The sequence below is a fragment of the Microbacterium sp. NPDC055665 genome (assembly GCF_053618035.1).
Window position 1 is genome coordinate 60,142 of sequence record NZ_JBSHGY010000002.1, and the last position, 18,189, is coordinate 78,330.

General features: G+C 70.8%; 16 protein-coding genes. 6 read left to right on the forward strand and 10 right to left on the reverse strand.

Features of this window, described 5'->3' with window-relative positions; genetic code table 11:
- Nucleotides 1-5 precede the first annotated feature (5 nt).
- A complete protein-coding gene (locus ACWGO6_RS05960; protein ID WP_452326159.1) occupies nucleotides 6-1,052 on the forward strand; it encodes an LLM class flavin-dependent oxidoreductase in 1,047 nt (348 codons plus the stop codon).
- A gap of 125 nt (nucleotides 1,053-1,177) precedes the next feature.
- Nucleotides 1,178-1,387 carry a methyltransferase gene (locus tag ACWGO6_RS05965; RefSeq protein ID WP_136041584.1) on the forward strand — a complete coding sequence of 70 codons (210 nt, stop codon included), beginning with the start codon at nucleotides 1,178-1,180 and terminating at the stop codon, nucleotides 1,385-1,387.
- A 45-nt stretch (nucleotides 1,388-1,432) separates the two neighbouring features.
- On the opposite strand, the gene pheA is transcribed toward ACWGO6_RS05965, so the two are convergent.
- The gene (gene pheA / locus ACWGO6_RS05970; protein ID WP_452326160.1) at nucleotides 1,433-2,383 is read right to left on the reverse strand and encodes a prephenate dehydratase; all 951 of its coding nucleotides are present in this window, start codon (nucleotides 2,381-2,383) and stop codon (nucleotides 1,433-1,435) included.
- A 78-nt stretch (nucleotides 2,384-2,461) separates the two neighbouring features.
- Between pheA and pgm the strand changes: the two genes are divergently transcribed.
- Entirely contained in the window at nucleotides 2,462-4,105 is a 1,644-nt protein-coding gene (pgm, locus tag ACWGO6_RS05975) for a phosphoglucomutase (alpha-D-glucose-1,6-bisphosphate-dependent) (protein WP_452326161.1), read from the forward strand.
- Between the two features lie 40 nt (nucleotides 4,106-4,145).
- Here the strand turns inward: pgm and ACWGO6_RS05980 are convergent, their stop codons facing one another.
- The 6 genes from ACWGO6_RS05980 to ACWGO6_RS06005 form a co-directional block, all read right to left on the reverse strand.
- Nucleotides 4,146-5,255: a glycerate kinase gene (locus tag ACWGO6_RS05980; protein ID WP_452326162.1), complete on the reverse strand. Its 1,110-nt coding sequence runs from the start codon at nucleotides 5,253-5,255 to the stop codon at nucleotides 4,146-4,148.
- Entirely contained in the window at nucleotides 5,252-6,322 is a 1,071-nt protein-coding gene (locus tag ACWGO6_RS05985; RefSeq protein WP_452326163.1) for a LacI family DNA-binding transcriptional regulator, read from the reverse strand. The genes ACWGO6_RS05980 and ACWGO6_RS05985 overlap by 4 nt, the downstream gene beginning before the upstream one ends.
- A gap of 180 nt (nucleotides 6,323-6,502) precedes the next feature.
- Entirely contained in the window at nucleotides 6,503-7,486 is a 984-nt protein-coding gene (locus tag ACWGO6_RS05990) for a sugar phosphate isomerase/epimerase family protein (protein ID WP_452326164.1), read from the reverse strand.
- Nucleotides 7,483-8,655, reverse strand: coding sequence for a dihydrodipicolinate synthase family protein (locus tag ACWGO6_RS05995; RefSeq protein ID WP_136041579.1), 1,173 nt, complete (start codon nucleotides 8,653-8,655; stop codon nucleotides 7,483-7,485). Before ACWGO6_RS05995 ends, ACWGO6_RS05990 begins: the two co-directional genes overlap by 4 nt.
- Nucleotides 8,656-8,662: 7 nt before the next feature.
- On the reverse strand, nucleotides 8,663-9,826 hold the full coding sequence (locus tag ACWGO6_RS06000; RefSeq protein WP_452326165.1) for a Gfo/Idh/MocA family protein: 1,164 nt from the start codon (nucleotides 9,824-9,826) through the stop codon (nucleotides 8,663-8,665).
- A gap of 121 nt (nucleotides 9,827-9,947) precedes the next feature.
- Nucleotides 9,948-10,898 (reverse strand): LacI family DNA-binding transcriptional regulator, encoded by a 951-nt coding sequence (locus ACWGO6_RS06005; RefSeq protein WP_452326523.1) that lies wholly within the window; start codon nucleotides 10,896-10,898, stop codon nucleotides 9,948-9,950.
- A 148-nt stretch (nucleotides 10,899-11,046) separates the two neighbouring features.
- Between ACWGO6_RS06005 and galT the strand changes: the two genes are divergently transcribed.
- The 3 genes from galT to galE are packed head-to-tail and all read left to right on the forward strand — an operon-like array spanning nucleotide 11,047 to nucleotide 14,469.
- Nucleotides 11,047-12,249 carry a galactose-1-phosphate uridylyltransferase gene (gene galT, locus ACWGO6_RS06010; protein ID WP_452326166.1) on the forward strand — a complete coding sequence of 401 codons (1,203 nt, stop codon included), beginning with the start codon at nucleotides 11,047-11,049 and terminating at the stop codon, nucleotides 12,247-12,249.
- Nucleotides 12,246-13,439, forward strand: a complete 1,194-nt coding sequence (galK, locus tag ACWGO6_RS06015; protein WP_452326167.1) for a galactokinase — start codon at nucleotides 12,246-12,248, stop codon at nucleotides 13,437-13,439. The genes galT and galK overlap by 4 nt, the downstream gene beginning before the upstream one ends.
- Nucleotides 13,440-13,488: 49 nt before the next feature.
- On the forward strand, nucleotides 13,489-14,469 hold the full coding sequence (gene galE, locus ACWGO6_RS06020; RefSeq protein WP_452326168.1) for a UDP-glucose 4-epimerase GalE: 981 nt from the start codon (nucleotides 13,489-13,491) through the stop codon (nucleotides 14,467-14,469).
- A gap of 155 nt (nucleotides 14,470-14,624) precedes the next feature.
- Here galE and ACWGO6_RS06025 read toward each other — a convergent pair whose 3' ends face one another.
- Genes ACWGO6_RS06025 through ACWGO6_RS06035 form a run of 3 tightly spaced genes read right to left on the reverse strand, consistent with a single transcriptional unit; the run spans nucleotide 14,625 to nucleotide 18,072 of the window.
- Nucleotides 14,625-15,950: an MFS transporter gene (locus ACWGO6_RS06025; protein ID WP_452326169.1), complete on the reverse strand. Its 1,326-nt coding sequence runs from the start codon at nucleotides 15,948-15,950 to the stop codon at nucleotides 14,625-14,627.
- Complete coding sequence (locus tag ACWGO6_RS06030; protein WP_452326170.1) at nucleotides 15,947-16,876, reverse strand: polysaccharide deacetylase family protein; 930 nt, start codon at nucleotides 16,874-16,876, stop codon at nucleotides 15,947-15,949. Before ACWGO6_RS06030 ends, ACWGO6_RS06025 begins: the two co-directional genes overlap by 4 nt.
- Before the next feature lie 47 nt (nucleotides 16,877-16,923).
- Entirely contained in the window at nucleotides 16,924-18,072 is a 1,149-nt protein-coding gene (locus ACWGO6_RS06035) for an ROK family protein (RefSeq protein ID WP_452326171.1), read from the reverse strand.
- Between the last annotated feature and the right edge of the window lie 117 nt (nucleotides 18,073-18,189).

Below are 18,189 nucleotides of genomic sequence, written 5' to 3' on the forward strand. Positions count from 1 at the left end.
GGAGGATGTCCGATACAGCCCTCTCCGTCCTCGACCTCGTCCCGGTTCGCACCGGCCAGACCAGTGCCGAGGCCATCGCCGCCTCCCTGTCCCTCGCCGAGACCGCCGACCGGCTCGGCTACCGCCGCTACTGGTTCGCCGAGCATCACAACATGCCGTCGGTGGCATCCACCACTCCCCCGGTGCTGATCGCCGCCGCAGCCACCCGGACCTCCCGCATGCGCCTCGGCTCCGGCGGCGTGATGCTGCCGAACCACGCGCCGCTCATCGTCGCCGAGCAGTTCGCCGCGCTCGAGGCCATCGCACCCGGACGCATCGACCTGGGCCTCGGCCGCGCCCCCGGCAGCGATCCCGTCATCACCCAGCTGCTGCGCGGCTCGGGCACCACGAGCGACGTCGAGCAGTTCCCCCGCCACGTGCAGGACATCGCGGCGCTGCTCTCGGCCGAGGGCGCCGCGCTGCGGTTCACCTCGGGCGGCGAGTACACCGTGCGCGCGACGCCGGCCGCGACCGGCACCCCCGAGGTGTGGCTGCTCGGTTCGAGCGACTACTCCGCACAGCTGGCTGCGTCGCACGGTCTGCCCTACGTCTTCGCGAACCACTTCTCGGGGCAGGGCCTCGAGCGCGCGCTCGACCTGTACCGAACCGGCTACCGGCCGAGCGAGGAGCACCCGGAGCCGCGCACCTTCCTCACGGTCAACGCCGTCGCCGCGCCCACGCAGGAGGAGGCGGAGGCCCGCGCCCTGCCTCAGCTGCGCATGATGGCGCGACTGCGCCTGAACCAGCCGCTCGCCGCTCTCGAGACCGTCGAGCAGGCGGCCGCCGCCGAGACGAACGCCGCGACCGACGAGGTCGTGCAGGCGGCGCGCTCGCGGTGGATCGTCGGAACGGGTGAGAGTGTGTCGGCGGAGATCAACGCCTTCGCCGAACGGTACGACGTCGACGAGGTCATGCTGTCTCCGGTCGCCGGCGCCTACGACGCCGAGCCGAACGACGCACCGACCGGCCGCGCGCAGACGCTGGAGCTCATCGCCGCCGCACTCCTCCGCTGACCTCGCACGCCTGTCAAGCCCTGGCTTTCCCGCCGGCACAGGCGTAGCGTCACCAGCAGTGCCGTCGACAGGGGCGCAGCCCCTTCGGCGATCGCACTGTCGGCAGCAGCAGAAGGAGTTCGATGATGAGCACCACCAAGACTCTCGCCCTCTGGGTCGCCTACGGCCGCAACGGCGTCGTCGGCAGCATCCGCCACGATGACACCGGTTACACGGTGACGATGGTCGGCTCCGACGAGGTGACCGGGACCTACCCGAACCTCGCTTCGGCCAAGGGCGCCCTGCACTCCCACATGGCTCCGGGCAGCGATTGGCCGCGCTTCCAGGAGCATTGAGCCGCGCCATCCGCCTGACCGCGCTGGGCGGTCGGGCGGGTGACGTCAGACGTCGGGTTCGCCGGAGAGGATGCCGCGCAGCCAGTCGCGCGCCTCGATGAAGACGTCGTCGGAGTAGCGCTCGGGATAGTGCACGATCTGCCGGTCGGCGCGCGGATACGAACCGAGGAACACCACCCGAGGGCTGAACCGACGGATGCCGAGCAGCGCATCGGCCATGCGCTCGTGCTCGATGTGGCCGTCGGCGTCGATCACGAACCGGTAGCGGCCGAGCTCGTCGCCGATCGGCCGGGACTCGATGAGCGACAGGTTGACGCCGCGGGTCGAGAACTGCTCGAGCATCTCGAGGAGCGAGCCGGGGTGGTCGTGCGGGAGTTCGACGATGAGCGAGGTCTTGTCCGCTCCGGTCGGCTCGGGCGAACGGGTCGTGCGGGTGACCAGCACGAAGCGGGTCACTGCCTGGGCGTTGTCGCCGATGCCATCCGCGAGCACGTCGACGTCGTAGTGGTTCACGATGCCGGGCGCCGCGATGGCGGCCTGAGCGGGCAGCGTGCCCTCGAGCACGCCGATCGCGGAGGCGACGTTGCTCGAAGCGGGCACGTGCGAGTGCGAGGGCAGGTGCGCGCCGAGCCAGCCGTGGCACTGGGCGTAGGCGACCGGATGCGCCGCGATCACCTCGACCTGGTCGAGCGTGGTTCCCCGCGGCGCGACGAGCACGAAATTCACCCGCACCAGGTATTCGCCGATGATGCGGAGCCCGGGAAGCGTCGCGAGGGCGTCCTGCGTGGTGGAGACACCACCTTCGATCGAGTTCTCGATCGCGATCATGGCGGCGTCGCTGCGGCCCTCGAGCACATCGGCCAGGGCCTCGCCCACGTTGTGCACGGAGCGCCACTGCTGACCGCGAGCCTCGGCCACCTGTTCCAGCGCCGCCTCCGTGAAGGTTCCGGCAGGGCCCAGATAGCTGTACGTACGGCGTTCAGTCACGGGTTTCACCTTATCCCTCAGCCGACAGTCCGATATGCGGATGACGTCGCGGATGCGAACCTGCCGAACAGGGGGCAGACTGAAGAGATGACCAGCCGTGCCGGCCTCCCCGCGGAGGAAAGTGACCTGATCGATGTCGACGAGCTGATCGCCGCATACTACGACCGCGCGCCGAATCCCGATGTCGCCGCCGAGCGGGTCGTGTTCGGCACCAGCGGCCACCGAGGGTCGTCGCTGTCGAACAGCTTCAACGAGAACCACATCCTCGCCACGACGCAGGCGATCGTGGACTACCGCGCAGCTCAGGGCATCACCGGCCCGCTGTTCCTCGGTCGCGACACGCATGCGCTCTCGCTGCCCGCTGAGCGCAGCGCGATCGAGGTGCTCCTCGCCAACGGCGTGGACGTGCGCGTCGACTCCCGCGACTCGTGGGTTCCGACGCCGGCGCTCAGCCACGCGATCCTCACCTACAACCGCGGACGTGCGGCGGATGACCCGGGTCGCGCCGACGGCATCGTCGTGACGCCGTCGCACAACCCTCCGCGTGACGGCGGCTTCAAGTACAACCCGCCGCACGGCGGACCCGCCGACACGGATGCCACCGGCTGGATCGCCGACCGGGCGAATGCACTGATCGCCGCGGGTCTCGACGGCGTCAAGCTCGTGCGCTTCGCCGACGTCGACTGGGATGGACTCAACGGCTACGACTTCCGCGACGCCTACGTGCGCGACCTGCCCTCCATCATCGACATCGATGCGATCCGCAACGCCGGGGTCAGCATCGGCGCCGACCCCCTCGGCGGCGCATCCGTCGAGTACTGGTCGCTGATCGCCGAGATGCACGATCTCGACCTCACCGTCGTGAACCCCGAGGTCGACCCGACCTGGCGCTTCATGACCCTGGACTGGGACGAGAAGATCCGGATGGATCCGTCGTCGCCGTCGGCGATGGCCTCGCTGGTCGCGAAGAAGGGCTCATACGACGTCCTCACCGGCAACGACGCGGATGCCGACCGGCACGGCATCGTCACTCCGGATGCCGGGCTGATGAACCCGAACCACTACCTCGCCGTCGCGATCGACTATCTCTTCTCGCACCGGCAGGACTGGCCGCGGGATGCCGCGATCGGCAAGACCCTCGTGTCGTCGATGATCATCGACCGGGTCGCCGAGTCGCTCGGCCGGCGCCTGTTGGAGGTGCCCGTCGGGTTCAAGTGGTTCGTGCCCGGTCTGCTCGACGGCTCGGTCGCGTTCGGCGGCGAGGAGTCGGCCGGCGCGTCCTTCCTCCGCCGCGACGGCTCGGTCTGGTCGACCGACAAGGACGGCATCCTGCTGTGCCTGCTGGCCGCCGAGATCATCGCCGTCACCGGCAAGACCCCCTCGGAGCGGTACCGCGAGCTGGAGGCCGCCTTCGGAGCCTCGGCCTACCAGCGCGTCGACGCACCGGCGACCCCCGAGCAGAAGGCGACGCTCGCGAAGCTCGCTCCGGAAGCCGTGACGGCGACGACCCTCGCCGGTGAGGAGATCTCCGCCAAGCTCTCGCACGCCCCCGGCAACGGTGCGGCGATCGGCGGCCTCAAGGTGCAGACCGAGCACGCCTGGTTCGCCGCCCGGCCGTCGGGCACGGAAGACGTCTACAAGCTGTACGCCGAGAGCCTGCGCGGCCCGGAGCACCTCGCCGAGGTGCAGGCCGAGGCGCGCGCTGTGGTGTCGGCCGCGCTGGGCGACTGAGGCAGCCGACGCGGCGCCGGAGTATTCGCGAGCCGGGCGGTCAGGAGGCCGCCGCGCGAGCGAGCACGGCGCCGGCTTCTCGCAGCCAGCGCGCGGGATCCGCGATCGCCGCGTCGGATGAGCCCGAGAGGTCTATGAGAGAGACGGATGCCGCGAACGGCGTGGTGTCCGCATCCGCGGTGATGCGCCCGGCGGCGAGTAGCGCGCGGGTGCCCGCGGCGGCGGCGAGGCCGGCCAGGAACGAGGGCACCTTGCCGTCGCCGGATTGTCCGTCGAAGGAGCCCTCGCCGGTGATGACGACGTCGGCCTTCGCGATCGCAGCGGCGAGGCCGATGAGCTCGGCCACCTCGGCGGCACCGGGGGCGAGCACCCCGCCCCAGACGACGAGCGCGGCACCGGTGCCTCCGGCTGCGCCGTATCCCTGCCCCGCCGGATCGATGCCCAGCAGGTCGGCCAGGCGGCGCAGACCGTCGTCGGCGCGCGCGATGTCCTCTGTTGCGCGCAGCCCCTTCTGCGGGCCGAACACCGCGGCGGCGCCCCGAGGGCCGGTGAGCGGGTTGGTGACGTCGGTCAGCACCCGCACCTCCGGCACCGCGCGCAACCCGGTCAGGTCGGCCGAGACGATGTCGGCGAGTCCCCGTGCACCGCGGGCGACGGGTGCGCCGGACGCGTCGAGGAACCGCGCGCCCAGCGCGGTCAGCATCCCGGTGCCGCCGTCGGTCGACGCGCTCGATCCGATGCCGACGACGAGACACGAGACCCCGTGATCGAGGGCGTCGGCCATGGCCTGCCCCAGACCCGTCGTGTCGGCATCCCAGGGCTGCAGCTCGTCGAGGAGCTCGATTCCGGACGTCGAGCCGAGATCGACCACTGCTGTACCCGCGGGGGCTGCCGGTGTCGGCGGGAGCAGCAGCCAGGAGGTATTCACGCGCGTTCCCGCGGGCCCGTCCACCACCACCGGCATCCGCGCCGCGCCGTCGACCGCGGCCTCGAATGCGGCGACCGTGCCCTCGCCGCCGTCCGCCATCGGCCGATGCACGAACTCGGCGGCCGGGTCGACCGCAGCCCAGCCCTCGGCGAGCGCCGTCGCCGCGTCTGCTGCCGTGATCGTGCCTTTGAAACTGTCCGGCGCCAGCACGACCCTGGTCATCGCGGGATGCCCGGGGTGCTCGCCCGCACCACGACCTCGACGGGGAGAGGGGCCTGCTCCCAGTCGGCATCGACCGTCGCCCGGAAGGCCTGATAACCCATTTCGGTCAGCGGCACGCGGACCGTCGTCAACGCCGGGGACACATCGCTGCTGGCCGGCACGTCGTCGAAGCCGCAGACCGCAATGTCGACGCCGATTTCACGACCCGCCTCGCGGATGGCGGACATCGCGCCGATCGCCACGACATCGCTGATCGCGAAGACGAGAGTCCCCGTGGGCACCCCGTCGGCCAGGGCGGACGCCATGCCCTCCGTTCCCGATTCGCGCCGGAAGTCCCCCCGCCGCACGCTCTCCACCACACCGCCGGATGCCTCGAACCCCGCGCGGAACCCCGCCAGACGGTCGTCGGAGGTGCGCACGCCATCGGCGGCACCGAGGACGATCGCGGAGCGGTAGCCCAACTCCGCCATCCGCCGGGCGAGTGTCTCGGCACCGGAGCGGTTGTCGATCTCGATGCGTCGGTCGGCGTCGCCGTCCGGCCCGAAGGCGACCACTCTTCCGCCGAGGCGGGCGAACTCGGCGAGCTCGCGCGCGGTGTCGACCTCCATCGGCTCCTGCGTGCGGGAGGCCGCGAGGATCAGCCCGCGCGGACGCTGGCCGCGCAGGGCATGCACGATCCGCGCTTCCCGCGCCTGATCGCGTTCGGTGATCGCGATCGTCACGACCAGCCCATGCTCGTCGGCACCGCGCGCGACGCCCGATGCGATCAGACCGAAGTAGGGGTCGGCGATATCCGCGACGAGCAGAGCGATGACAGGAGACGTTCCCCGGGCGGTGGCCTGAGCGGAGACGTTGGCCGTGTAGCCGAGCTTCGCTGCGGCCGCTTCGACGCGCTCGCGGAACGACTCGGCGACCTTGCGCTCCGAGCCGTTGAGCGCACGCGAGGCCGTGGCCAAGGAGACACCGGCCTCACGCGCCACATCGTGCAGCGTGGGTGCCGGGCCGCGCGGATGGCGCGACGCGCGCTCCGATGACGGCCGCTCCGCGGGCGATGCGGGGTTGGTCATGTCTCCGAGCCTACTTCCCGGGTCTTCGTCACACGGGCCTCTCCAGGTGGTCGCTGTTCGCGGCCCACCCGCCGGTACGGATGCAGGACCGATGCACGGTTGTCGGGCCGAAAACCCCGTTTTCGTCCTGCATCCGTGCATCCGTCCGACATGTGGGGCACGACCGGCGACCGGCGCGCGTCATCCGAGGTGCGGGGAGACCGCCGCGCCGAAGGTCTCGGCCGTGCGGCGCACGACGTTCTCGGGGGAATCCGCCCAGATGTCGGCGTTGAAGATCTCGACCTCGATGTCGCGGTCATACCCGGTCGCCATCACGGCACGGGTGAGCGAGCCGAAGTCGATCACTCCGTCACCGGTGTAGTGCCGGGAGAGCAGCACGTCGGCCGGGAGGGGCGTCTTCCAGTCGCACACCTGGTACGTGGCGATGCGGCCTTCGCGTCCCGCGCGCGCGACCTGCTCGAGCACCTGGGGGTCCCACCAGATGTGGAAGGTGTCGACCGCGGCGCCCACCACCGCGGGCTCGAAGTCGGCGGCGATGTCGAGCGCCTGACCGAGCGTCGAGACGACGGCACGATCGGAGGCGTACATCGGATGCAGCGGCTCGATCGCGAGAGTGACCCCCGCGGCCGCGGCCTCGGGGGCGAGCACACCGATCGCATCTCGGACGCGCTCGCGCGCCCCGATCAGGTCGCGGGAGCCCTCCGGCAGGCCGCCCGCGACGAGCACGAGCACCGCGGTCGAACCCTCGGCACCGGCGGCGGCCAGGGTCGCGGTCTCCTCGATCGCCCGACGGTTGTCGGCGAGCGCGGCATCCCGCTCCGCCCCGGCGGGCAGCGTGAAGAAGCCGCCGCGGCAGTGCGTCGTGAAGCGCAGCCCGGAGTCGGTGAGCATCCGAGCGGCGACGTCGAGGCCGACCTCGTTGACCGGTTCTCGCCACAGTCCGATGGCCTGGATGCCAGCGTCGGCGGTGACCCGCAGGGCCGTGGCGAGGTCGGCGTACTTGATGGTGGCCTGGTTGATCGACAGGCGCGGGTCCGGCCCGGCAGTGTCCACCTGTCGGACGGATGCACGGATGTCGGGGGATTCCCCGGCGATTCCACCGACAGGCGTGCTTTCTCCCTGCAGGTGTGCGGCCGCGGGCGTCGAACCCGGCACCGCGCTCATGCGTCGACCCCGGTCAGGCGCAGCATCCCGTGCCACCGTTCGCGGGCGAGGTCGGGTTGCTCCAGCGCGAGTGAGGCGTTGGCCAGCTCGACGATCCGGCTCAGGTGCGGGAGGCTGCGCGCGGAGTGCAGGCCTCCCACCATCTGGAACGCGGGCTGATGCCCGTTGAGCCAGGCGAGGAAGGCGACGCCGGTCTTGTAATAGAAGGTCGGCGCGGCGAAGACCTGTCGGCTGAGTTCCTCGGTGGGACCGAGGATGCGCAGGTACGCCTCCGGGTCACCGGCATCCAACGCCTGGATCGCGGCCGAGGCGACCGGGGTGATCGCGGCGAACGCACCGAGCAGAGCGTCGGAGTGCCCCGCGCCGTCGCCGACGGTATCGCCGCCGATCAGGCTCACGTAGTTGAAGTCGTCGCCGGTGAACATGCGCACACCCTCGGGGAGCCGCTCGCGCACCGAGATCTCGGACTCCGCGTTGAGGAGGCTCATCTTGACGCCGGCGACCTTGCCCGGGTTCTCCTCGATCACATCGAGCAGCACCGCGGATGCCGTCTGCCAGTCATCGGCCCCGAAGTATCCGGCCAACTCGGGGTCGAAAGCGGTGCCGAGCCAGTGCAGCACCACGGGCACGGTCGCGCGCGACAGCACCTCGCGGTAGACGCGGCGGTAGTCGTCGGCATCCGTGGCGACGCGGGCCAGGTGGCGGGAGGCCATGAGCACGGGACCGGCGCCCTGCTCCTCGGTGAAGTGCAGCTGCTCGAGGTAGGCCGCGATCACCTGCTCGAGCGAGATGTGCGACTCGGCGATGTGATCGGTGTTGACGCCGACCACGACCGAGCCGCCCTCCTCGCGGGCGACCTCGGCGCTGCGGGCGATCAGCTCGCGGGTGGCCGCGGCATCCAGTCCCATGTTCCGCTGCGCGGTGTCCATGGCGTCGGCGACGCCGAGTCCCCAGGAATAGACGTTGCGGCGGAACGCGAGCGTGGCGTCCCAGTCGATGTCGGCCGGCTGCCCCGGGGTGTTGTCGGCGTGCACCTTCGGCACCACGTGGGCGGCGGCATAGGCGACGCGGCTCTGCAGCGGAGTGGTCGGACGGCTGTACGCGCCGGAGTCGTTGAGGGCGACGTCGGCGGTCTCACCGGTCGCCCGCAGGAGTCGGAGGGTGCTCATGCGCGTCTCAGCCCAGCGTCAGCGGCTCGAGGGCGATCTTGCGACCCTCGGCGCTCGAGGTCAGACCGGCCTCGGCGAACTGCACTCCGCGGGCGCCGGCGAGCAGGTCGAACGGGTAGTCGGTGCCCTCGACGTACGAGACCAGGTACTCCTCCCACTGCTGACGGAAGCCGTTGAGGAACACGTCGTTGGTTGGGACCTTCTGCCAGTCGGCGTCGTAGTCGCGGGTGTCTTCCAGGTCGGGGTTCCACACCGGCTTCGGGGTGGCGTTGCGGGGCTGGATCTTCGCGCCGAACAGCCCGACGACGGCGGAGCCGTGCGTGCCGTCGACCTGGAACTCGACGAGCTCGTCGCGGTTCACGCGCACGGTCCAGGAGGAGTTGATCTCGGCGATCACGCCGCCGGAGATCTCGAAGATGCCGTAGGCCGCGTCTTCGGCCGTGGCCGTGTAGTGCTCGCCCTTCTCGTCCCAGCGGTCGGCGATGTGCACGGCCGCCTGCGCGTAGACGCTCTTGACCTCGCCGAACAGGTTCTCGAGCACGTAGTTCCAGTGCGGGAACATGTCGGTGATGATGCCGCCGCCGTCTTCGGTGCGGTAGTTCCAGCTCGGGCGCTGCGCGGGCTGCCAGTCGCCCTCGAACACCCAGTAGCCGAACTCGCCGCGCACCGAGAGGATGCGGCCGAAGAACCCGGAGTCGATCAGGCGCTTGAGCTTCTGCAGGCCGGGCAGGTAGAGCTTGTCGTGCACGACGCCGGTCTTGATGCCGGCCTCCTTCGCGAGGCGCGCGAGTTCGATCGCCTCCTCGAGCGATTCGGCGGTGGGCTTCTCGGTGTAGATCGCCTTGCCCGCGGCGATGGCCTTGCGGATCGCGGTGGCGCGGGCCTTGGTCACCAGGAAGTCGGCGTAGATCTCCCACTGCGGGTCGGCGAGGGCGGCGTCGAGGTCGGTCGTCCAGTCCTCGATGCCGTGCTTCGCGGCGAGCTCGGCGAGCTTGGTCTCGCTGCGACCGACGAGGATCGGCTTCACCGTGATGCGGGAGCCGTCGGGCAGCTCGATGCCGCCCTCCTCCCGGATCGCGAGGATCGAGCGCACCAGGTGCTGTCGGTATCCCATGCGTCCGGAGACGCCGTTCATGATGATGCCGATCTCACGGGTGTTCGCCTGGGTCATGTTGTTCCGTTTCTCTCGCGGGAAGCTGTCCGCGCTTCCTTCGACTCTGACTGGAAAGCGCTTTCCGAGATCATGCCATGAGATGAGAGGAGAGCGCAACCGAAGCGCTTTCGGCCGGAGGTCAGGCGGTGCTGTCGCGCTCGACGAGCTCGGTCGGGATGACCGCAGATGCTTCGTCCTGCGAGGTGCCCTCGATCGCTTCCACCAGCGCCGACACGGCGCGGTGGGCGAGAGCGGTGAAATCCTGCCGGATCGTGGTCAGCGGCGGGCGGTAGTTCGCCGCATCGGGCACATCGTCGAAGCCGATGACCGCGACATCTTCGGGCACACGCCGGCCGGATTCGGAGAGGGCGCGCAGCACGCCGAGCGCCATCTGGTCGTTGGCGCAGAAGATCGCGGTGGCCTTGGCGAGCGCGTGCCCGGCCGAGTATCCCGAGTCGGCGCTCCAGTCGCCGCGGACCACGGCGGGCGGACGGATGACGGCGGCGACGAGCGTCTCCCGCCACCCCCGCTCGCGCTCGGCAGCTGCGAAGGAGTCCGCGGGACCGGCGAGGTGGTGCACGGTGTCGTGCCCGAGGCCGAGCAGCCGAGCCGTGGCGACGGCCGCGCCGCCTTCGTGATCGCTGTGCACGGAGGTGAAGCCCGCATCGGTCGGGGCGTCGACGACCACCAACCGCAGACCGGCGGGGGGCTGCGCCGCGGGGACGAGCGCCGACGCCTCGTTGAGGACGATCGCGCCGTCGACCTCCTGCTCGGCGAGCCGCTCGAACGCCTCAGCGACGCCGTCGGTCGCGGTCACGAGCGTCAGCGCGTATCCGCGTTCCGCCGCCGCTTCGGCCGTGGCCTGCAGCATCCGCGAGTTGCCGACCGTGGCGAGGGTGGTGACCACGAGGCCGATGGTCTGCGAGCGACCGGTGCGCAGGGCGCGAGCCGCACGGTGCGGGCGATACCCGAGTTCGGCCATCGCGCTCTCGACACGGGAGCGGGTGGCGGGGTCGACGCGGGGGCTGCCGTTGACGACCCGGGACACGGTCTGACCAGAGACTCCGGCTCGAGCGGCGACCATGGCCATCGACACGCGACCCGAGGACGATCGAGGCCGCCCGGAGCGCGGTTCACCGGCCAGGTCGTGTTCGTCTCCCACGCACATTCTCCGTTCGCCACCCGTGCACAACTCCGCAGTGTTGACGTTACCACGGCTCTATGGCTACCATGTTTACGTGAACACGCACGATCTTCCTGAGTTGCGCACCGAGACCCTCGGCGCCGGTGTCATCAAACGCGCCACCACCCTCGCCGACGGCCGCGATCTCATCTACTACGACGATCCGGGCACTTCGCTCGGAGCCGAGCGCGCGGTCGATGCCCGCGCCCTCGAACCGCGCCCCGAGACCGCGACCATGCGCCTCGACGTGCTCACCGGCGACTGGATCACAGTCGCCGCGAACCGGCAGAACCGCGTCATGATGCCCAGCGCCGACGCCGATCCGCTCGCACCGCAGACCCCCGGCAACCCGTCGGAGGTGCCCTCGCGCTACGACGTCGCGGTGTTCGAGAACCGCTCCCCCGCGTTCGGGCCCGCCCTCGCCGAGGCCGTCGGCACCGCGCCGCAGGCATCGAACGCACCGCGCGGCCTCGATGATCTCGCCGCCCTCGGCCTCGGTCGCACCCGCACCTCGGTCGGCCGCTGCGAGGTGGTCTGCTTCAGCCCCGACCACGAAGGCTCGTTCGGTACGCAGTCCGTCACGCGTGCCCGCACGGTCATCGAGGCCTGGGCCGACCGCACGGCCGCGATCTCGAAGCTGCCCGGCATCCAGCAGATCTTCCCGTTCGAGAACCGCGGGGAGGCGATCGGCGTGACCCTGCCGCATCCGCACGGCCAGATCTACGCCTACCCCTACGTGACGCCGCGCACCACGCGGTTGCTCGAATCGATCGACCGCACCGCGCCCGACCTGTTCCAGCACATCCTCGAGTCGGAGCAGGCCTCTGAGCGCGTGGTGTTCCGCGGCGAGCACTGGACGGCCTTCGTCCCGTTCGCCGCCCGCTGGCCCCTCGAGGTGCACCTGATGCCGCACCGCCACGTGCCCGACTTCGCCGAGACGACCGAGGCCGAACGCGACGAGCTCGCGCCGCTCTACCTGCGGCTGCTCCGCGGCGTCGATGCCCTGTACGAGACCCCGACCCCGTACATCGCCGCCTGGCACCAGGCCCCCGTGCACGTCGGCCGCGACACCGTGCGCCTGCACCTGCAGCTGACGAGTCCGCGCCGGGCCGCCGACAAGCTCAAGTTCCTCGCCGGCTCCGAGGCTGCGATGGGGGCGTGGGCCGCGGAGGTCCCGCCCGAGGTCGGCGCCGCACGCCTGCGCGAGGCGATCGAGCGCGTCTCCGAGGACGAGACCTCCGAAGGAGCATCCGCATGACCGCCGCCCACGACGACGCCCGCGCGCTCTTCGCCGACCTCACCGGACGTGAGCCCGACGGCCTCTGGTCGGCACCGGGACGCGTCAACCTCATCGGCGAGCACACCGACTACAACGACGGCTTCGTGCTGCCGTTCGCCATCCCGCAGCGCACGGTCGCCGCGGTCGGACTGCGCGACGACGACCGCGGCCGCGTCCTGGTCGGGTCGACCTTCGCGCAGGAGCCGGTGGAGGTTGAGCTCGACGAGCTCGACGAGCTGTTCCCCACCGCGCCGGGCACGCACCCTGCCGTTCCGGAGTGGGCCGCCTACCCGCTCGGGGTCGCCTGGGCGCTGCGCCAAGCGGCAGAGGACTCGGGGAACTTCCGCGGCCTCGACATCGCGATCGCCTCCGACGTCCCAGTGGGCGCGGGGCTCTCCTCCTCCGCCGCGATCGAGGGAGCGACGGCATCCGCACTGAACGACCTCTGGGGAACGGGTCTCGACGCCACGGCTCTGGCCCGCGTCGGACGGCGTGCCGAGAACGAGGCCGTCGGGGCTCCCACCGGGATCATGGACCAGATGGCGTCGATGCTCGGTCAGCCCGACACCGCGATCTTCCTCGACTGCCGCTCGCTCGAGGCCCAGCCGGTGCCGCTCGGTGTCGCCGAGGCCGGACTCGCGATCCTCGTGATCGACACCCGCGTGAAGCACGCCCACTCCACGGGCGGCTACCGCGAACGTCGGGCGTCGTGCGAACTCGGTGCCTCGCTCATGGGCGTCCCGGCCCTGCGCGACGTGTCTATCGCCGACCTGCCGCGTGCCGAAGAGCTGATGGACGACGTGACCTTCCGCCGCGTGCGTCACATCGTCACGGAGAACCAGCGCGTGCTCGACACCGTCCAGGTGCTGCGGGAGCAGGGCGCGAGGGCCATCGGCGACCTCCTGGTGGCGTCGCACGTGTCGATGCGCGACGACTTCGAGATCTCGACCTTCGAGCTCGACACCGCCGTCGACACCGCGCTGGCCGCCGGCGCTCTCGGCGCCCGCATGACGGGCGGTGGTTTCGGCGGCGCCGCGATCGCGCTGATCGAGCAGGATGCCGTCGAGGCCGTGTCGGATGCGGTGACCGCCGCGTTCGCCGCCTCGGGATTCGACGCCCCGCACCTGTTCACGGTCACCCCGTCCGCAGGTCCGCTCCGCGACGCCTGAGAGAATGATCGATCGAGCCGCGACCACGCCGCGGCAGGAGAGGAACGCAATGTCCTGGATCGTCACCGGCGGCGCCGGCTACATCGGAGCCCACGTCGTCCGGGCCCTCGCGGAAGCCGGGCTCACGCCGGTCGTGCTCGACGACCTCTCCAGCGGCGTCGCGTCGTTCGTGCCCGAGGGCGTGCCGTTCGTGCAGGGCAGCATCCTCGATCGCGCGCTCGTCGAGAAGACGCTGCGCGACCACGACGCCCAGGGCGTCATCCACGTCGCCGGGTACAAGTACGCCGGCGTCTCGGTGCAGCGCCCTCTGCACACCTACGCGCAGAACGTCGAGGGCACCCGGGTCATCCTCGAGGCGATGGAGGCCGCCGGCGTCTCGAACATCGTGTTCTCGTCGTCGGCCGCCGTGTTCGGCACCCCCGACGTCGCACTCGTCGTCGAAGACACCGCCAAGAAGCCGGCGAGCCCGTACGGGGAGTCGAAGCTCATCGGCGAGTGGCTGCTGCGCGACCAGGCGATCGCGACAGCCGACTCCGAGCGTCCGCTGCGGCACACCTCGCTGCGGTACTTCAACGTGGTGGGGTCCGCCGACCCGACGGTCTATGACGTCAGCCCGCACAACCTCTTCCCGATCGTGTTCGAGGCGCTGCTCGCGGACAAGACCCCGAAGATCTTCGGCGATGACTACGACACGACCGACGGCACCAACGTGCGCGACTACGTGCACGTCGGCGACATCGCCGCCGCCCATGTCGCCGCTGCACAGCGCCTCGCCGACGGCCGCCCCATCGAGGCCGCCTACAACCTCGGCTCCGGCGACGGACTCAGCGTGAAGCAGATCATGGATGCCGTCGCCCGCGTGACCGGCATCGACTTCACCCCCGAGATCGGCCCCCGCCGCCCCGGAGACCCCGACCGCATCGTGGCGACCGGCGAGCTCGCGGCGCGCGACCTCGACTGGACCATGCGGTACACGGTCGATGAGATGGTGCGCACGGGGTGGGAGGCGCGGCAGGCTGCTCAGGCCTGAGCTGGATTTCTTGGGGGCGGGCTCCGGGTCGCGCCGCTGCTCGCAGAGCGGGGCGCCCCTCCCCGCAAGCGGGGACCCCTCCCCGATGCTCGCATCGGCGCGGCTCGGCGCACGTGGATGGCGCGCCTCCTCGTGCTGGGTAGGAGGAGAAGCACTCAGACGTCGCGGGCGCGGATCGGGTACAACCAGAAACAGAGCCACGCGAGGGCGGTGAACCCGAGCGGGATCACAGCGAGCATCAGCCGGATGCCGCCGTCGACGGTCTCGGGCTGTGCGTCGCCGAGCGTGGCATCGAACCCGGAGGCCGTGAGCACCACCGCGGCGACGATCGCCTGCAGCACGACCGAGCCGCGCACCACGAAGCCGTTGACTCCGAAGTAGGCGCCTTCGCGGCGGTGCCCGGTGCGCACGGCATCCTCGTCGATGATCTGCGCGAGCATGACCTCGAGCAGCTGCAGCAGGCCGCCGACGCCCACACCGACCGCGACGCCGACCAGCGCCGCACCGAGCACGTTCGACGGTGCCAGGTAGCCGAGCACGGCGACGCCGAACACCGCCACGCTCCACAGCACAGCCGTGCGCGGTGAGGTGCGGCGGACGACCGCGCTCCACAGCACGATCGAGGGGATCGCGGTGACGAAGATGGCTCCGAGGAGCAGGCTGCCCTCCCCCTCAGCCGCGCCCAACGAGTACCGCACGTAGAAGGGGATCGCGGCGAGGATCACGGCGATCGAGGTCTGCACGAACAGCGACCCGAGCACGTACGGGACGAAGGCACGGTTGCGGAACGTGTACTTCAGCTGGTCGCCCCACCGCATGGCCTCCGACGCCGCTTCCGGGACACGGCGCTCGATCATCCCGCCGAAGAACGACCACACGAGCAGCACCAGGCACACCGTGCCGAGCACCAGGGCCATGCCGGGCCACCCGATCGCGCCGTACAGGGCGGGCGCACCGGCCGTTCCCAGAACCATGCCGAGGATCGCGAAGATCTGCCGCGGGACGTTGCCTCGGGCGCGCTCCTCTGTAGTGCGGAAGATCTCGGGGAACAGCGCGGAGATGTTCAGCACCACGACGACGAACGCGATGTCGTACACGGCGACGACCACGAGGAACCACAGGATGAGACCCGCGGCCGGGAGCTCGGGCGGCATCCACACCAGCGCGAAGGCGACAACGAGCGGCACGATGCCCAGCCCGATCCACGGGATGCGTCGACCCCAGGGTGTGCGCATCCGGTCGGAGATCGTGCCGACGAGCGGATTCAGCACCGCGTTCAGGATGCCGTGGGCGATCATCGCCACGGCCACCCATCCGGCCGGCACCGCGAGGTGCGAGACGTAGAAGTAGACGACGAAGGCCGAGAAGGTCTGCGCCATGAGCTGGGTCGGGAACCCGGATGCTCCGAACGCGATCGTCTGCGCCCTGGTCGGCGCGGCATCCAGCCGTCGATCGCGCAGGCGTTCGCCCAGGACGGTCATCGAACGCCCGCCCGCTGCAGGTCGCGCAGGTCGCGCCAGCCGATGCGCACGAGAGCCTCGTCTTCGATGGCCTGCAGCACGGCCGGGTCTGTGAGCAGACGCAGCTCGTATCCGCGCTTCGCCGCGCTGAAGTCGACCGCGGCGCGCAGCTCGTCGTCGTCGATCATCGGATGCAGGTAGATCTCGGTGACACCGGCGGGAACGGCGCGCAGCAGTGTGATGAAGCCGTCGCGCACCTGCTCGTAGGTCTCCTCGTCCGGCTCGCCCTCCCGGAGGAGTTCGAACGGATGCGACCACAGCCGGTCGATGATCACGACACCCATCGCGTCGGCAGCGGAGGCCGCGTCGTCGAGCTTCGCCTGCAGCGCGGCGTCCTCTCCCACCCCGTCCATGGTGCGCGGCAGTCGGAACGGGAGGCCGTTGCGGGCGGCCAGCTCGAACACCGGGCGCAGGAAGTCGTGGCCGGTGACGAGGCCGTAGACCGACCCCATGTGGTTGTCGAGGTGCGTCACGTCGACACCGGCGTCGAGCGCGGCGTGCAGCTGGGCGGCGAGCTCGGCGGCGACGTCGTCGTCGGTCGCGGACCGCTCGACGGACGCGACATCGACGGGGAAGAACCCGTCGGCATCGACGAGGCTCGTCCCGGTGCCGGTCAGGGGGCGCCAGCGGTAGCGGCTCCATTCACTCGTGAGCACCAGGTGCACTCCGACGTCGAGGTCGGTGCGGGATGCCGCGAAGGCCAGGGCCTCCGGCGACCACGAACACGGGACCATCACGGTCGTCGAGTCGATGCGCCCGGTCGTGAGCAGGTCGACGATCGCGGTGTTCGCCGCGTGGCACATGCCGAAGTCGTCGGCGTTGAGGATGATCGCCCGCGCACCGGGTGCGAGGCCGAGGCGGTCGGCGAGGTCGGAGGGGGCGGTCATCAGGTGTCCTGTCGGGTGGGGACGGTGGGGCGATCGGGGGGTGTGGCTCAGCGACCGGTCTTCGCAGCCGGGGTCAGGATGCGGGTGAACAGCATGCTCCGGAGAGCGGATGCCGCTTCGTCGACGGCGCCGACCAGCGGGGCCTCCGGGCCGAACGAGGAGACGAGGAACCGCAGCGGCAGTTGGGCCGCATATTCGTCGGCGACGCGCTGGATGGCCTCGACCAGCACGGGGTGGGCTGCTGTGCCGCTGAGGATGAACGCCTCCGGGTCGAGCACGAGGCCGATGCTGCCGGCGACGAGCACGATGCGCTTGCCGATCTCGGCGACGACCCGGGTCGCGGCCTGGTCGCCGCGGCCGGCCGCCTCGAGGTGATCCTCCAATGAGGCGTCTGCGTCCCGCCCGACCCCGAGCGCGAGATCTCCGACGACGGCGTCGCTCACGATGGGAGCTCCGATCGGAAGGGGGGTCTGCGGCAGATACATGACCTCACCCGCGACACCCGAGAATCCGCGGTGCAGTGCGCCGTCGATCACGATGCCGGCCCCCAGGCCGTCGTCGAGGAGCAACAGAGCGAAGCTGGCGAGGTCGCCGCCGACGCCTGCCGTGAGCTCGGCGAGGGCGGCGAGGTTGACGTCGTTCTCGATGCGTACGGGGCAGCCGAGGGCCGCTGTCAGCGCGGCACGGAAGGCGCCGCCGTCCGGACCCAGATCGTCGCGGATGCCGCCGTCGGCGGTGACGATCCCGGGGATGCCGACCACGGCGAGGTGGATCGCCGCCTTCGCTGCCTTGACCGAGAGGCGGCATCGGTCCACGAGAGCGTCGATGTGCTCGACGCGATCCCCCTGAATCGGCAACACGTCGTGTTCCTCGGCGTGCACGACTCCGCGGGCGTCGACGAGCACCACGTGCGCGGCATGGTGGTCGATGTGCACGGCGGCGGCGAACCCGAGCCGCGGATGCAGGGCGACGCGGCCCGCGGCGGGCCCTCGCGTCTCGCGATCGACGCCCGCGGCGGCGACGGCTCCGGCCGCATCCAGCATCCGCAGCACCTGGGTGACGGCCGTGCGGGACAGGCCGGTCGTCGACATCAGCTCCGCGCGGGTCTGGGGACCGCTGCGCGCGAGCGCCTCCAGGATTGCGCGACCGTTGAGCGTGCGTAGCAGGCCCTGCGGTCCCGCGAGTGGTCTGGACATGTGCTCCGGCGTCTGCTTCTCGATTCACGTACCGCGCCGGGCACTGGGCCGGGCGCAGTGCCCGCAAGCATGCCACATCGAGTCGCACAGGTCGACACTTCACGCCGAGTCGGCTCG

What these genes read in the sequence shown, in the direction of transcription:
- ACWGO6_RS05960 (WP_452326159.1), top strand. Translation starts at nt 6, where the DNA reads ATGTCCGATACAGCCCTCTCCGTCCTCGACCTCGTCCCGGTTCGCACC.
- ACWGO6_RS05965 (WP_136041584.1), top strand. Translation starts at nt 1,178, where the DNA reads ATGAGCACCACCAAGACTCTCGCCCTCTGGGTCGCCTACGGCCGCAAC.
- pgm (WP_452326161.1), top strand. Translation starts at nt 2,462, where the DNA reads ATGACCAGCCGTGCCGGCCTCCCCGCGGAGGAAAGTGACCTGATCGAT.
- ACWGO6_RS05980 (WP_452326162.1), bottom strand. Translation starts at nt 5,255, where the DNA reads ATGACCAGGGTCGTGCTGGCGCCGGACAGTTTCAAAGGCACGATCACG.
- ACWGO6_RS05985 (WP_452326163.1), bottom strand. Translation starts at nt 6,322, where the DNA reads ATGACCAACCCCGCATCGCCCGCGGAGCGGCCGTCATCGGAGCGCGCG.
- ACWGO6_RS05990 (WP_452326164.1), bottom strand. Translation starts at nt 7,486, where the DNA reads ATGAGCGCGGTGCCGGGTTCGACGCCCGCGGCCGCACACCTGCAGGGA.
- ACWGO6_RS05995 (WP_136041579.1), bottom strand. Translation starts at nt 8,655, where the DNA reads ATGAGCACCCTCCGACTCCTGCGGGCGACCGGTGAGACCGCCGACGTC.
- ACWGO6_RS06000 (WP_452326165.1), bottom strand. Translation starts at nt 9,826, where the DNA reads ATGACCCAGGCGAACACCCGTGAGATCGGCATCATCATGAACGGCGTC.
- ACWGO6_RS06005 (WP_452326523.1), bottom strand. Translation starts at nt 10,898, where the DNA reads ATGGCCATGGTCGCCGCTCGAGCCGGAGTCTCTGGTCAGACCGTGTCC.
- galK (WP_452326167.1), top strand. Translation starts at nt 12,246, where the DNA reads ATGACCGCCGCCCACGACGACGCCCGCGCGCTCTTCGCCGACCTCACC.
- galE (WP_452326168.1), top strand. Translation starts at nt 13,489, where the DNA reads ATGTCCTGGATCGTCACCGGCGGCGCCGGCTACATCGGAGCCCACGTC.
- ACWGO6_RS06025 (WP_452326169.1), bottom strand. Translation starts at nt 15,950, where the DNA reads ATGACCGTCCTGGGCGAACGCCTGCGCGATCGACGGCTGGATGCCGCG.
- ACWGO6_RS06030 (WP_452326170.1), bottom strand. Translation starts at nt 16,876, where the DNA reads ATGACCGCCCCCTCCGACCTCGCCGACCGCCTCGGCCTCGCACCCGGT.
- ACWGO6_RS06035 (WP_452326171.1), bottom strand. Translation starts at nt 18,072, where the DNA reads ATGTCCAGACCACTCGCGGGACCGCAGGGCCTGCTACGCACGCTCAAC.